The sequence below is a fragment of the Chryseobacterium sp. PET-29 genome, from assembly GCF_025736815.1.
Classification (GTDB): Bacteria; Bacteroidota; Bacteroidia; order Flavobacteriales; family Weeksellaceae; genus Chryseobacterium; species Chryseobacterium nepalense.
The window spans coordinates 2740339-2754289 of sequence record NZ_CP107053.1 but is presented as its reverse complement, the minus strand read 5'-3'; the positions used below and the strand labels follow the sequence as shown (position 1 = coordinate 2754289).

The window sequence follows — 13951 nt, the reverse complement described above, 5'->3', positions numbered from 1 at the left end:
TAATGTCAGACAACAAAGTAATATTGAATTACGATGGTAATTCATATGAATATCCAATTGTGGATAGTACTATCGGAGACAGAGGAATCGATATTTCAAAATTAAGAGACCAGACTGGTCTGATTACACTTGATTTAGGGTATAAAAATACCGGGGCTACACTTAGTGACATCACTTACTTAGATGGAGATAAAGGAGAGTTATTCTACAGAGGATACCCAATTGAGCAGATTGCCGATAAATCAAACTTCACAGAAGTAATGTACCTTTTACTGCACGGTGAATTGCCTACTCAGGATCAGTACAGTTCTTTCGAATCAAACATTAAAAAATATAACTTCGTAGCAGAGGAGATGAAAAAAATCATCGATGCTTTCCCTCGTTCTGCTCACCCTATGGGAGTTCTTTCTTCATTAACTTCTGCTTTAACGGCGTTTAATCCAAAAGCGGTTAATGTAAATTCTAAAGAAGAAATGGACCATGCTGCAGAATTGCTTATTGCAAAATTCTCTCACCTTTGTGCATGGACATACAGAAAAACCCAGGGATTGCCGCTTAACCACGGAGATAACAGCCTGAATTATGTAGAAAACTTCTATAAAATGGCGTTCAGAATGCCGAACCAGGAATTTGAAATTGATCCTGTTGTTGTAGGAGCTTTAGATAAGTTATTAATCCTTCACGCAGATCATGAGCAAAATTGTTCTACCTCTACGGTAAGAATGGTAGGTTCTGCTCATACAGGTCTTTTTGCATCGGTTTCTGCCGGAGTTTCTGCGCTTTGGGGACCACTTCACGGTGGAGCAAACCAGGCAGTGATCGAAATGCTTGAGCTTATTGAAAAAGATGGTGGTGATGTAAACAAATGGGTAGCAAAAGCTAAAGATAAAAACGACAGTTTCCGTTTAATGGGCTTCGGACACAGAGTGTACAAAAACTTTGATCCAAGAGCGAAAATCATTAAAAAAGCGGCAGACGATATTCTTAACGCATTGGGTATTCAGGATAAAGCATTGGATATTGCCATGCAGTTGGAAAAAGTGGCTTTGGAAGACGAATACTTCGTGGAAAGAAAACTATACCCGAACGTAGACTTCTATTCAGGTATTATTTACAGAGCTTTAGGAATCCCTACAGAAATGTTCACGGTAATGTTTGCCTTGGGAAGACTTCCGGGATGGATTTCTCAGTGGAAAGAAATGAGAATAAAAGGAGACCCTATCGGAAGACCAAGACAGGTATACCAAGGCGCTCAAAAGAGAGATTACATGGAAATGGTAAACAGATAATATTTCCTGTTATAATAAATAGTCCCAAAGCTTGCTTTGGGATTTTTTATTTCGTAGAATTTTTTTAACTTAAAGTATGGAAAATGAGAAATTAAATTCGTTAAAAAGAACAATGAGAATTAATATTGTTCTTTATATTGTCTACGGACTCTTCCTCCTGATTGAAACATTCGATTTTCTTGAAATGTTACATTCCAAACCTGCGGATTATTCGCCGACATACAGTCTTGTAAACGTTATTTTCTACCAGATGGAGATGCTTATTTGTTTCCTTTGTGCCTTTAGTCTTATTATTCTTGTATCAACAAGACAATCTGTAAAGATGTTGTTTTATATCAGCCTTAGCCTTTTCATTTTCAGAATCGGAACAGTGTATTATCTGTATTTTTATGAAACCGAAGAACGATGGGTGCCCTTTATCTACAAAAGAGCCAATGATTTCAGCATGCTTTTCAGAAGGACTCTCGTTCCGGGGCAGTTGATAGTGAGTTTGATTGCAGTTTGGTATTCAATTAAAGCTTTAAGAAAAGTAGAAAATAAAATTATTGCAAATTCATGTTAAATGTCGGTGGTTTATTAGATGCTAGTGTTGAATTTTTATTGCTGTCACTATACTCTGAATCATTACCATAGAAGCCTTTCCTGTTTCGATAAAGTATTTTAAAATTAATTCATTCTCAAGTTCTACAGAGCCAAAGGTAAACTCTTCTTTTTCACTTTTAAAATGTCCGTAAAACTGATCTTTTGCATTTTTCAGATCTCCGGAAAACAATATTCCATTTTCAAGAGTAATCAGTTTTCTCGTGGTCAAGATGCTAAAATTTTCTGAATCAATAATAGTAGAGGATATAATTAATTCTTCATTGTCCAGTTTGAAAGGGTAGTATTTAAATAAATCTTTGGAATCCATTTCGTAAAATTTTGTCCATTTAAAATCGTAGGGCTTCATTGTGCTCCGTTTAATTTTTGCGATGCAGATATTATGAATTGATTTATCAGATTTTCTCATTTTACTTTTTACTCTGTGAAAGAACAATATAACAAATAATAAGTTTTGTGCACAACTGCAAGGTCTATTTTATTTTACAGACAGCGATTTTGACATTTTGATTTATATAAATAGCTTAGAGTTTTTAATTTGATGCTGAAAATTATTTTAAAAATTATCTATAAAATGGCTGTCGTTAAGCGAACAATTGTTTTAGTCTATTAAATTACTCAAGTAAAAAACTGTCATACGACAATATAATAGATTAATATTATCCGGACAATCTAAAATGCAACAAAAGTTTCCCAGATTCACTCCTTTACTTATATTTGTAGCATTGCATAAATCTTTATGAAACTAAATATAAAAAACGAAACAGGAAGGCTGAAATCAGTGGTTCTGGGACAGCCAAATTCTATGGGAGGTGTTCCGACTCTTGAGGAAAGTTATGATGCCAAATCCTATTATTCCATACAAAACAATATTTACCCGAAAGAGCAGGATATTATTAATGAAATGAATGCTTTCGAATCCGTATTGAAAAAATACGACGTGGAAGTACTGCGCCCGAGTATTATAGAAGATTATAATCAGGTCTTCGCTAGAGACGTTGCTTTTGTTATTGATGATAAAATGATCATTTCTAATGTCATTACCGACAGGGCAGATGAACAGGGGGCTTACAGGAATATTTTTGAAAAAGTGGAATGGAGAAAGATTATCAATCTACCGGAAACCGCGCATATTGAAGGAGGAGATGTCATTGTATGGGACGATTTTCTTTTTATCGGAACCTGCTTCAGCGAAGACTACAGAAGCTATAAGACAGCCAGAACTAATGAATATGCCATAGAAATTCTCAAAGAATACTTTCCTAAAAAAAGGATTATCGATCTGGAACTGAAGAAAAATGATAAAATTCCATATGAAGGTATTTTGCATCTGGACTGTACTTTCAACCCGATCGGTAAAGACAAATGTATTATTTACAAAGACGGTTTTGTAGATGAAAGTGATTATCGCCTGATTATCGACATTTTTGGTGAAGAAAACTGTTTCCATGTAACGGCAGAAGAAATGTTTGAAATGTTCCCGAATGTTTTTTCGATCTCTCCGGAAGTAGTGGTTTCAGACAAAACTTTTACCAGGATGAACAACCACCTGAGAAACGAATGGGGGATGATCGTTGAAGAAATCCCTTATCGCGAAATTTCAAAAATGGGAGGGTTGTTAAGGTGTTCTACGATGCCACTTGTGAGAGAATAAGTTTAAACGCTATAGGGTTTTAGAATATGAGTGTATCAGTGTAATTGCATTTTGTTTTAAAAGTTTTATATTTTTAAACTTAAATACAAATGATTATGCCTACTATAAAATTTAATCAGGATCTGCGGGTTTATCAGAAATCTTCTGATACAGCAATGGAAATCTATCAGCTTTCAAAAATTTTCCCTACAGAAGAACGTTATTCTCTTACAGATCAAATACGAAGATCCTCACGCTCAGTTTCAGCCAATATCAGTAAAGCATGGGGCAAAAAGGAAATATGAGAAATCTTTATTTCAAAACTTACAGATTCTGAAGGCGAGGCAAGAGCAAACTCAGACCTGGCTGCAATTTGCAAGAAGTTGTGAGTATATTAATTAAGAATAATTTAAAATTTTAAACAATCAATACAACCAAATAATCGGGATGTTAATGAATATGATGAGTTCAGTCACAAACTTGGTGTAGATTTTCATCAATAAACGAAGAAAAGTAATTTTGTACTAAACACTAAACACTAAACACTAAACACTAAACACTAAACACCACTCAGACTCTCAAACCCAAAAACCCCTCCAACACAAACTATGCAGACAACAGATACCGTATTAATGATAGAGCCGATTGCATTCGGATTTAATGCAGAGACGGCAAAAAATAACTATTTTCAGATAGAGCAGAAAGGATTTGATACGCAGTTCAAAGCGTTGTCAGAATTTAAAGCTTTTGTTGAAAAACTGAGAAGCAAAGGAATCAATGTCATCACCATAAAAGATACATTGGATCCCCACACTCCGGATTCTATTTTCCCGAATAACTGGGTAAGCTTTCATAAAGAAGGAAAAGTGGTTTTATACCCTATGTTCGCTTCCAACAGAAGAGTGGAAAGAAGAGAAGATATCATCGAAACCATCAAAGACCAGGGATATGAAGTTTCGGAGATCGACGACTGGTCTTTCCCTGAAACGCAGGGTCATTACCTGGAAGGAACCGGAAGCATGATCTTCGATCACGATAATAAAATTGCGTACGGCTCGGTTTCTTTAAGACTGGATGAAAATCTATTCAGAGAGTTTTGTGAGAAATATGGTTTTACACCGGTTGTTTTCCATTCATTCCAGACGGTTGGAGAAGAAAGACTTCCGATTTACCATACCAATGTGATGATGTGTGTTGCAGATCAGTTTGTGGTTATTTGTCTTGATTGTATTGACGATGAACTGGAAAGAAGCAAGGTTATTGAAACCATTAAAAATTCTGGAAAAGAAATCATTGAAATTTCTGAAGAACAGATGCAGCAGTTTGCCGGAAATATGCTTCAGGTAAATAATAAAGAAGGGCAGAAGTTTTTGGTCATGAGCGAAACCGCTTATAAATCTTTACATGAAGATCAGATTTCTGCGATAGAGAAAAACTGTGAAATTATTTATTCAGACTTAAATACGATTGAAGTAAACGGAGGAGGCAGCGCACGTTGTATGCTTGCAGAAGTTTTCTTACCGAAAAAATAATATATTTGCTGAAAATATATTGAATTGGAATCATTTACCAGCAAAGGTTTACATATTCTTCTGACTTTGGAAACGGAGTCAGAAGCTTTATTATTAGACAGTGAAGGGTTTTTGGAATTTACCCGAAGTGTACTCTCAACAAAAGATGTTGAAATTGTAGGAGTAACAAGTCATGTTTTTGAAAACCATAGCTTTACAGCTGCTGTCTGCCTTAAGGAATCTCACCTGTGTATCCATACCTGGCCGGAATTCAGGCAGCTTACCTTTGATGTTTTCCTCTGCAATTATTTACAGGATAATACGGCAAAAGTTGAAAAAATTGCCGAAGAAATGATACAGTATTTTAAAGCTAAAACCATTCAGAAACACAAAATTTACAGATAAACATGCATTACATTTGTCCCGTATGTAAAACCGAGAATACAATTGATGCAGATTTTGAAATCAGTGAATATATCTGCAAATCCTGTTCAAATCTTATTGATATTTCTAAAAATATTTCCGCAAAAGTTGTTAAAAAGCCTGTCGAAAGTGTTGTTCTGGAAGTCGGGCAGAAAGGAACAATTGACGGAACAGACTATACCGTAACCGGAATTATCATCCGAAAATACGGAAGTACTGTTTTCTGGAGGGAATATTATTTAAAAGACAAAAAAGGACAAGACGCTTTCCTGAGCGAAAGCGACGGACACTGGGTTTTTCTGCATGTGATTAATGCTATGGATGTTAAGAAAAAGCTTAATGATAAAGTTGCGGAATTCCATATGAAAAACTACAGATGGTACGAAACTACGCAATGTACAATACATGCGGCGGCAGGCTTTTTTGAAGACAGGCTCAATTTTTCGATTGCCAACTACAAAGAATATGTAAACGGAACCCAAATGATTTCTCAGGAACAGTCGGGCAGTAACACCGAGTTTTTCTTCGGGAAACATATTTCAAAATATAAAGTAAAAAAAGCATTTAATATTCTTAGTCTTCCGAATTATTCAGGAATAGGAATTGTTCAGCCTTTTTATGTCAATGTAACACAGGCTATCAATATTCTGGCTGTATCAGCGTTAATAATCTGCCTCATTCAGCTTTACGTGGTCGGTACCAGAACAAATGCCCTGGTTTTTGAACAGGAAATTAACTTTGCCGATGTTGCAGATAAAGAAATGGTAAGCAAAAGCTTCGAATTATCCGGCGGTTCCGCACCGTTGAATGTTGAAGTTTCTTCTAATGTTGATAATTCCTGGGCAAATGTAGGATTAGGCCTGGTTAATGAAAAAAACAACGAAATTGTTTTCGCTTCAAAGGATATCGAACAATACCATGGCTATGAAGATGGAGAAAACTGGAGCGAGGGAAGCCAGCGTGAATCATTTAATTTTTGTGGCGTTGCTTCCGGAAATTATCATTTTGTGATTTCTGCTGAAAGACAGGAACCTCTTAAAACTTCGCAGCCTGCAAAATATATTTCTCCGGATGGTAATCTTTCGATATCGAGGGAAGAGAATGGAACCGTGAGCGTAACTAATCAGTCGACCTTCGAAACCACATCTTTCGGGGATGCTAAAATGATTAAAAAAGATTCAGTAAGTACACTCGGGCAATTGGTTCACAAGATACTGGGAAAAGCGGATATTGATTCTTTACTAAATGCAAATGCTCAGGCAGAAAGCATATCTGCAACCCCTGAAAATAAATCTGTAAAAATAAAAGCAGAATGGTTGCCGGTCTCTTTCAGGAATTTTGTATTTGTTCTTTTATTTCTCATAGCATTGGTTTTGGGTCTGTATTTCGGAAGAAGGGCCTTTGAAAGATCAAAATGGTTCAACAGTTCAAATTCACCGTATACCTATTCATAAGATGGAAAATATACTTCATTACTTAAAAGAAAACTGGATTTTGTTTCTGTGCGGAATGTTTTTTATCGGCTGGTTTACTTATCTTACTTTCGCAGGAAATCAGTTCTGTGACTGCGAAAAAACAGAAACCTACCGCGACGGAACAACAAGAAGATATCATTCTTCAGGAGTCGGCTATTACAGATACTATCACAAATAAAATATAAACTATGGATCAGATCAACTTTTTACCGGTCATCAATTCAGTGATTTATTCCTTTCTGGGAATAGCCATATTGCTGGTTTGCTATGTAATCATTGAAAAATTAACCCCTGAAAAAACCTGGCACGAAATCGCTCACAATAAAAATACAGCTTTGGCTATTATTTTCGGAGCTTTCATCATCGGGATTTCAATTATTATAAGCGCGGCAATTCATGGATAAAAAGAGGATTCCTCTTGAACTGCTGCTGATGTTCTCAGTATTTGTCATTGCTACCTGTGGACTGATCTACGAATTGGTGGCAGGGGCGCTGGCAAGCTATCTTTTGGGCGATTCCGTAAAACAGTTTTCCTTCATCATCGGCGTGTATCTTTTCTCAATGGGAGTAGGATCGTATTTTGCCAAATTTATTAAAGGAAATTTAATTGATAAATTCATAGAAATTGAAATTCTGGTAGGCATTATCGGCGGAATCAGTTCTGTGGTTTTGTTTATTTTATTCAATACGCTGGCGCATTTTGAAGCTGTTCTTTATCTTTTTGTTTTTTTTACCGGGTGCCTTGTTGGCGTTGAAATTCCGCTTCTGATGAATATTTTAAAAGACAGGGTGCAGTTTAAAGATCTGGTGTCAAACGTTTTTGCATTTGATTATATCGGTGCATTGCTGGCTTCTATTTTATTTCCATTGGTTTTAATTCCGAATCTTGGTATCGTAAAAACGCCATTGTTTTTTGGATTGATTAATATTTCGATAGCGATATTTTTATGTTTTTACCTTAAAAATGAATTGTCAAGACCGGTTTCATTAAAAATAAAATCGATTGGCGCATTCATTTTACTGGTTGTTCTTTTTATTTTTTCTGATAAAATTTTATCATTTTCGGAAGAAAAATTATATGGTGAAAATGTTGTATATACCAAAAGCTCACCGTATCAGAGAATAGTTTTAACAAGAAATAACCGGGAATTCAGGTTGTATTTAAATAATAACTTACAGTTTTCTTCTGTAGACGAATACCGTTATCATGAAGCATTGGTTCATCCTGCAATGTCGATGGCTAAAGAAATTGATCATATTCTAATTCTCGGCGGAGGAGACGGTTTTGCGGTTCGTGAAGTCTTAAAATATGAAGCCGTAAAAGACATTACTTTGGTAGACCTCGATGGAGAAATGACGAATTTTTTCAAAAATAATGAAACCATGCGTCGGTTAAATCAAAGCTCTTTATCCAGCCCTAAACTTAAAGTCATTAATAAAGATGCTTACATCTGGGTGAAAGAAAATACTAAAAAATACGACGTCGTCATTATTGATTTTCCGGATCCTTCTAATTATAGCTTGGGAAAATTATACTCTTTACAGTTTTACAGGGAACTCGAAAAACTGACAACTTTGGACACTAAAATTGTTGTGCAGACAACTTCTCCTTATTTTGCTTCTAAATCCTTCTGGTGTATTGAGAAAACAATTAATAAGGTTTTTCCTTTTACCTCGGCGTATCATACGTATGTTCCGTCATTTGGAGAATGGGGATTCTCAATGGCTTCATTTGAGCCGATCAATAATAAAATATACCGCAAAATTCCGAATCTGAAATTTTATGATTACAATTTTTCCCAACTTTCTTACTTTACGAAAGATATGAAGACAAAAGATATTGAAGTGAATCGTTTGGATAACCAAATTTTAGTACGTTATTTTGATGAAGAGTGGGGGAAAGTACAATAAAGACTATCAATTATTTGCTATATTTGTATCATAAATTGATATTTAAAATATAAAATTATGATAGCTGAAATTGAAAAATATATCGAAATCCAAAATAATATCGATCAGATTCTTAAAGATTCGCCCTTTAAAATCTCTTACATCATTGAAAAAACAGGAATAAAAAAACCAACTTTTTTTAAAAAGATGAAAGAAAAAAGATTTACTTCCGAAGAACTGCTTTCGATTGCTAAAGTAATGGAGCCAGTTTATAGAAATGAAACCCATGAAGAGATTTTAGAATCTTTAAAAAGGGCTGAAGAAGATATTGAAAATGGCAGAACTGTTTCCTTTAGAGAATTTTTGGCAGAGAAAAGAAAAAATTTGATACAGTCTAAGAATGATAAGAGTCGAAATAACTGAAGAAGCTCAACAGGATATCGACAATATTGGAGAATTTCTTCTGCAAAATTGGAACGAAAAGGTTTTGTTGAATTTTATGATAAGCTGGAGAATGCAATTACAATCTTAGAATCAGGAAAAGTCTTTTTTGAAAAATATGAAGATACCAAATATAGAAAATTCCTTCTAACAAAACATAATACCATGATTTGTGACATTAGAGCAGATGTTCTGTATGTTTTAAGAATTATCAACAACTTTCAAAATCCTGATGATAACTATGAAAGCATCTCAAAATAAACTTTAAATCTTGTCAAATCAATCCACTCAATTTTCACGGAAAGATTTCCTTAAAACTTTATTTTTAGGCAGTCTGATGCTTCCTTTTTTACAGTATTGCAGTAAGAAAGGCAAATCATTATTGCTTAAAATCACCGGAACCAATCATATTTTAGGCCATAAACTCTGGGCAAAAGATTTTCCTAAACCTACAGAAGCAATTCATACGAAATATCTTATTGTAGGAGGCGGGATTTCAGGGCTTTCGGCCTGCCGGTTTTTCAGTGAGAATAATGAACAAGATTATCTCTTACTGGAAATGGAAAACCATTTGGGCGGAAACTCATCCAACGGACAAAATCAATTCTCCAAATTTCCTCTGGGAGCACATTATCTACCGTTGCCCAATAAAGAAAACACCGAAATCATTGAATTTCTGAAAGAAACCGGAATTTATCAGGGCGACGATGAAACCGGTGACCCGACCCTGGATGAATACCAGATGACTTTTCCACAGCAGGAACGGCTATTCTTCAAAAATTCCTGGCAGAATGATATCGTTCCCCAAAACGGAATTTCAACAAAAGTAAAAACGGAATTCGACCGCTTTTTTAAACGGATGGATGATTTCAGGAACAAAAAAGACGAATCGGGGAACTATTGGTTTGCCATTCCGGTTCATGATTCCAGCCGCGAAGATGAGGTTTTACAATTGGAGAAAATTATTTTTAAAGACTGGCTTAAAAAGGAAAATTTTATGTCGGAAGAATTGTTATGGCTGCTGGATTATTCGTGCCGCGACGATTATGGATTGGGAATCGATTACGTTTCGGCTTGGGCGGGAATTCATTATTTTGCCGGAAGAAAAAACAACTGGAGTAAGAAATACAAAGATCAGGTTTTTACCTGGCCGGAAGGAAATGCACGATTGGCAAAGCATTTTTCAAAATATATAAAAGATAAAGCTTTATCTAACCATTTGGTTTTTGATCTTAAAATCAATGATGATAATGTTGAGGTTTTAAGCTTTGATAATATTCAGAACAAAACAAAGAAAATTGTAGCTGAAAAGGTTTTGTTTGCAACACCACAGTTTGTGAACGAAAGAATTTTAAATCATAAAAAAGCAGGAAATTTCAATTATGTTCCGTGGCTTTTAACAACGATTATTTTACGAAATGACTTTGGAGGAGATGAAGAATTGGCTTGGGATAACGTAATTTATGGTTCCGACGGTTTGGGTTATATTTATGACCAACATCAGAATGTAGAGCAAATTATGGGCGAAAAAGTGATCACTTATTACAGGAGTTTTTCGACGGATAATTGTAAGAAAGCACGGAAAAGATTATATGCTTTAAAAGAAAATCAGCTGAAAAACCTCGTTTTGGAAGATTTGAAAAAAGCACATCCTCTGATTGAAGATTTTATTATCGAAATGCAGTTTCATAAAATAGGGCACGCAATGATTGCACCGGTTCCGGGACAGATTTTCGAAAATTCCAAGAATGCAAAACAGCCGATTGACGGAAAAGTTTTCTTTGCACATTCGGACCTTTCGGGAATTTCAATTTTTGAAGAAGCATTTTATCAGGGATGGAGAACTGCAAAAAATATGTTATGAAACAACCCTGGATCCATAATGCAAAAACAGACGGCTGGTTTATTTTATCGCCGCCTTTCATCATTTTGCTGATTGTTTTCTTGTTTCAGAAACAGATTCAGGGACTTGAAAATCATTATTCCTTTTACACATGGCTGTTTCTGATTGTTTTTGTAGATGTTTCGCATGTCTATTCAACTTTGTTTAAAACATATTTTGTTAAGCAAGAGGTTAGAAAGAGAAAGCTCTTGTATTACGGAATTCCTGCTGTAAGCTGGATTTTGGGATTGGTTTTATATCAATTCGGAAGTTTGACGTTCTGGTCGGTTCTCGCTCTGATTGCCGTTTTTCATTTTATCAGGCAGCAATACGGTTTCATGAGAATTTATGCCCGATTTGAACCGAATAGCTGGAGTAAAAAAATAGACGGAATTGCCGTATATTCTGCCACCATTTTTCCAATGTTGTACTGGTTTAAAACACCCAGAGCTTTTACATGGTTTGTTGAAAATGAATTCAGCTGGCTTCAGAATATTCCGGATTATGTTCCTTTGATTACTTTCCTGTATTTCGGAATTTTAATCGTCTGGATATTGAAAACGATGTATGAAATATTTAAAAATAAACAATATAATATTCCTAAAATTGCCTTAATATCCGGAACCTATCTTTCCTGGTATTTTGGAATTGTTTATTTCAATAATGATCTGGTTTTCACTTTCCTGAATGTTATTTCACACGGGATTCCTTATGTCGCCTTAATTTACATCAGGGAAATAAAACAGAAAGATGAGCAGAAATTAAATAATTTATCTCTTTTTAAATCAACTTTCGGAATATTCCTGTTTGTTGTAACGATTCTTGCCTTTGCATTTTTTGAAGAATTTTTATGGGAAATTTTAATCTGGAACGAACATTTTTCTTTAAATCTAAATATTTCACTTACCTGGTTCCAATTTTTAATCCCTTTATTGGTCGTTCCTCAGCTTACCCATTATTTATTGGACGGTTTTATTTGGAGAAAACCCAAAAAAGTTAATTAATTTTGTCTTCAAAGTTAAAAAGTATGAAAATGCAGAAGTACCTCTTGTCAGTAATGCTCCTGTTGGGATTGTTTAGTTTAAAAGCCCAACAGAAGACATTTTGTAACCCCATTAACATCGACTATGGTTATACCCCGTTTGAAGTTTTTTCAAAACAGGGAAAACACCGTGCTACCGCAGATCCTGTAATTGTTAATTTTAAAAATAAACTCTTTCTTTTTTCTACCAATCAGGAAGGATACTGGTACAGTGATGATATGCTCGACTGGAAATTTGTAAAGAGAAAATTCCTGAGAGATAACAAATACATTCATGACCTGAATGCTCCGGCAGTCTGGGCCATGAAGGATACATTATACGTTTTCGGATCTACCTGGGAACAGGATTTCCCGATCTGGAAAAGCACCAATCCTACAAAAGACGACTGGAAAATTGCTGTTGATACACTAAAAGTAGGAGCCTGGGATCCTGCCTTTCATTACGATGAAGACAAAAATAAATTGTATCTGTACTGGGGTTCCAGTAACGAATGGCCTTTACTGGGCACCGAAGTGAAGGTAAATACGCTTCAGTCGGAAGGTTTTGTAAAACCGATTGTAAGACTGAAGCCTGAAGATCACGGCTGGGAAAGATTCGGGGAATACAATGATAATGTTTTCCTGCAGCCTTTTGTGGAAGGAGCATGGATGACAAAACACAACGGGAAATATTATATGCAGTACGGAGCTCCGGCAACAGAATTCAGTGGATATTCAGACGGAGTGTATGTAAGCAACAAACCTTTGGAAGGCTTTGAATATCAGCAGCACAATCCATTTTCTTATAAACCGGGAGGTTTCGCACGGGGAGCGGGACACGGCGCAACTTTCGAAGATAATTATAAAAACTGGTGGCATATTTCTACCATTTTTATTTCCACAAAAAATAATTTTGAAAGACGTCTGGGGATCTGGCCTGCAGGATTTGATAAAGATGATGTGATGTATTGCAACACGGCTTATGGAGACTATCCCACGTATCTTCCGCAGTATGCACAGGGAAAAGACTTTTCCAAAGGGCTTTTTGCCGGATGGATGTTACTGAATTATAACAAACCGGTTCAGGTTTCATCAACACTGGGAGGATATCACTCTAATTATGCGGTGGATGAGGATATCAAAACCTACTGGAGTGCCAAAACAGGGAATTCCGGAGAGTGGTTTCAGACGGATTTAGGAGAGGTTTCCACCATTAATGCCATTCAGATCAATTATGCGGATCAGGATGTTGAATTTATGGGTAAAACGCTGGGCAAGATGCATCAGTACAAAATTTACGGTTCCAATGATGGCAAAAAATGGAATGTTATTGTTGATAAAAGTAAAAATACGAAAGATGTTCCGCACGATTATGTAGAACTTGAAAAACCGGCAAAAGCAAGATTTTTAAAGATGGAAAATTTAAAAATGCCGACAGGAAAGTTTGCATTAAGCGGATTCAGGGTGTTTGGAAAAGGTGCAGGAGCAGTTCCCGGAAAAGTGCAGAATTTCGTGCCTTTACGTTCTGATCCTAAAAAATACGGCGAAAGAAGAAGCATCTGGATGAAGTGGCAGCAGAATTCCGATGCAGACGGATATGTAATCTATTGGGGGAAATCTCCTGAGAAATTATACGGAAGTATTATGGTGTACGGGAAAAATGAATATTTCTTTACCGGAGCCGACAGAACCGATGCGTATTATTTCCAGATCGAGGCTTTCAATGCCAACGGAGTTTCGGAAAGGTCAGAAATCTTTAAGTCTGAATAAAAAAAGAAAACGCTCT

At 35.8% G+C, this 13951-nt stretch carries 15 protein-coding genes; 14 read left to right on the top strand and 1 reads right to left on the bottom strand.

What is annotated here, in order from left to right:
* Positions 1-2: 2 nt before the first annotated feature.
* Positions 3-1289 carry a citrate synthase gene (locus tag ODE14_RS12285; protein WP_263601651.1) on the top strand — a complete coding sequence of 429 codons (1287 nt, stop codon included), beginning with the start codon at positions 3-5 and terminating at the stop codon, positions 1287-1289.
* 112 nt (positions 1290-1401) lie between these two features.
* Positions 1402-1851 (top strand): hypothetical protein, encoded by a 450-nt coding sequence (locus tag ODE14_RS12280; RefSeq protein ID WP_263601650.1) that lies wholly within the window; start codon positions 1402-1404, stop codon positions 1849-1851.
* A gap of 21 nt (positions 1852-1872) precedes the next feature.
* Here the strand turns inward: ODE14_RS12280 and ODE14_RS12275 are convergent, their stop codons facing one another.
* Complete coding sequence (locus ODE14_RS12275; RefSeq protein WP_263601649.1) at positions 1873-2238, bottom strand: hypothetical protein; 366 nt, start codon at positions 2236-2238, stop codon at positions 1873-1875.
* A 390-nt stretch (positions 2239-2628) separates the two neighbouring features.
* Between ODE14_RS12275 and ODE14_RS12270 the strand changes: the two genes are divergently transcribed.
* The 12 genes from ODE14_RS12270 to ODE14_RS12215 all read left to right on the top strand — a co-directional run bounded on the left by ODE14_RS12270 (position 2629) and on the right by ODE14_RS12215 (position 13935).
* On the top strand, positions 2629-3543 hold the full coding sequence (locus tag ODE14_RS12270; protein ID WP_263601648.1) for a dimethylarginine dimethylaminohydrolase family protein: 915 nt from the start codon (positions 2629-2631) through the stop codon (positions 3541-3543).
* A gap of 95 nt (positions 3544-3638) precedes the next feature.
* Positions 3639-3827 (top strand): four helix bundle protein, encoded by a 189-nt coding sequence (locus tag ODE14_RS12265; protein ID WP_263601647.1) that lies wholly within the window; start codon positions 3639-3641, stop codon positions 3825-3827.
* A 303-nt stretch (positions 3828-4130) separates the two neighbouring features.
* Complete coding sequence (ctlX, locus tag ODE14_RS12260; RefSeq protein WP_263601646.1) at positions 4131-5054, top strand: citrulline utilization hydrolase CtlX; 924 nt, start codon at positions 4131-4133, stop codon at positions 5052-5054.
* Positions 5055-5078: 24 nt separating this feature from the next.
* Positions 5079-5438 (top strand): S-adenosylmethionine decarboxylase family protein, encoded by a 360-nt coding sequence (locus ODE14_RS12255; protein ID WP_248390228.1) that lies wholly within the window; start codon positions 5079-5081, stop codon positions 5436-5438.
* 2 nt (positions 5439-5440) lie between these two features.
* Positions 5441-6910: a DUF4178 domain-containing protein gene (locus ODE14_RS12250; RefSeq protein ID WP_263601645.1), complete on the top strand. Its 1470-nt coding sequence runs from the start codon at positions 5441-5443 to the stop codon at positions 6908-6910.
* 1 nt (position 6911) lies between these two features.
* Positions 6912-7109, top strand: coding sequence for a hypothetical protein (locus ODE14_RS12245; protein WP_263601644.1), 198 nt, complete (start codon positions 6912-6914; stop codon positions 7107-7109).
* Between the two features lie 10 nt (positions 7110-7119).
* A complete protein-coding gene (locus tag ODE14_RS12240; RefSeq protein ID WP_248390235.1) occupies positions 7120-7335 on the top strand; it encodes a DUF350 domain-containing protein in 216 nt (71 codons plus the stop codon).
* Complete coding sequence (locus tag ODE14_RS12235; RefSeq protein ID WP_263601643.1) at positions 7328-8842, top strand: polyamine aminopropyltransferase; 1515 nt, start codon at positions 7328-7330, stop codon at positions 8840-8842. The genes ODE14_RS12240 and ODE14_RS12235 overlap by 8 nt, the downstream gene beginning before the upstream one ends.
* Before the next feature lie 57 nt (positions 8843-8899).
* The gene (locus ODE14_RS12230; RefSeq protein WP_076391904.1) at positions 8900-9244 is read left to right on the top strand and encodes a hypothetical protein; all 345 of its coding nucleotides are present in this window, start codon (positions 8900-8902) and stop codon (positions 9242-9244) included.
* Positions 9245-9533: 289 nt separating this feature from the next.
* Positions 9534-11126 carry an NAD(P)/FAD-dependent oxidoreductase gene (locus tag ODE14_RS12225; RefSeq protein WP_263601641.1) on the top strand — a complete coding sequence of 531 codons (1593 nt, stop codon included), beginning with the start codon at positions 9534-9536 and terminating at the stop codon, positions 11124-11126.
* Entirely contained in the window at positions 11123-12148 is a 1026-nt protein-coding gene (locus ODE14_RS12220) for a hypothetical protein (RefSeq protein WP_263601640.1), read from the top strand. Before ODE14_RS12225 ends, ODE14_RS12220 begins: the two co-directional genes overlap by 4 nt.
* 29 nt (positions 12149-12177) lie before the next feature.
* Positions 12178-13935 carry a discoidin domain-containing protein gene (locus tag ODE14_RS12215; protein WP_263601639.1) on the top strand — a complete coding sequence of 586 codons (1758 nt, stop codon included), beginning with the start codon at positions 12178-12180 and terminating at the stop codon, positions 13933-13935.
* The last annotated feature ends 16 nt before the right edge of the window (positions 13936-13951 follow it).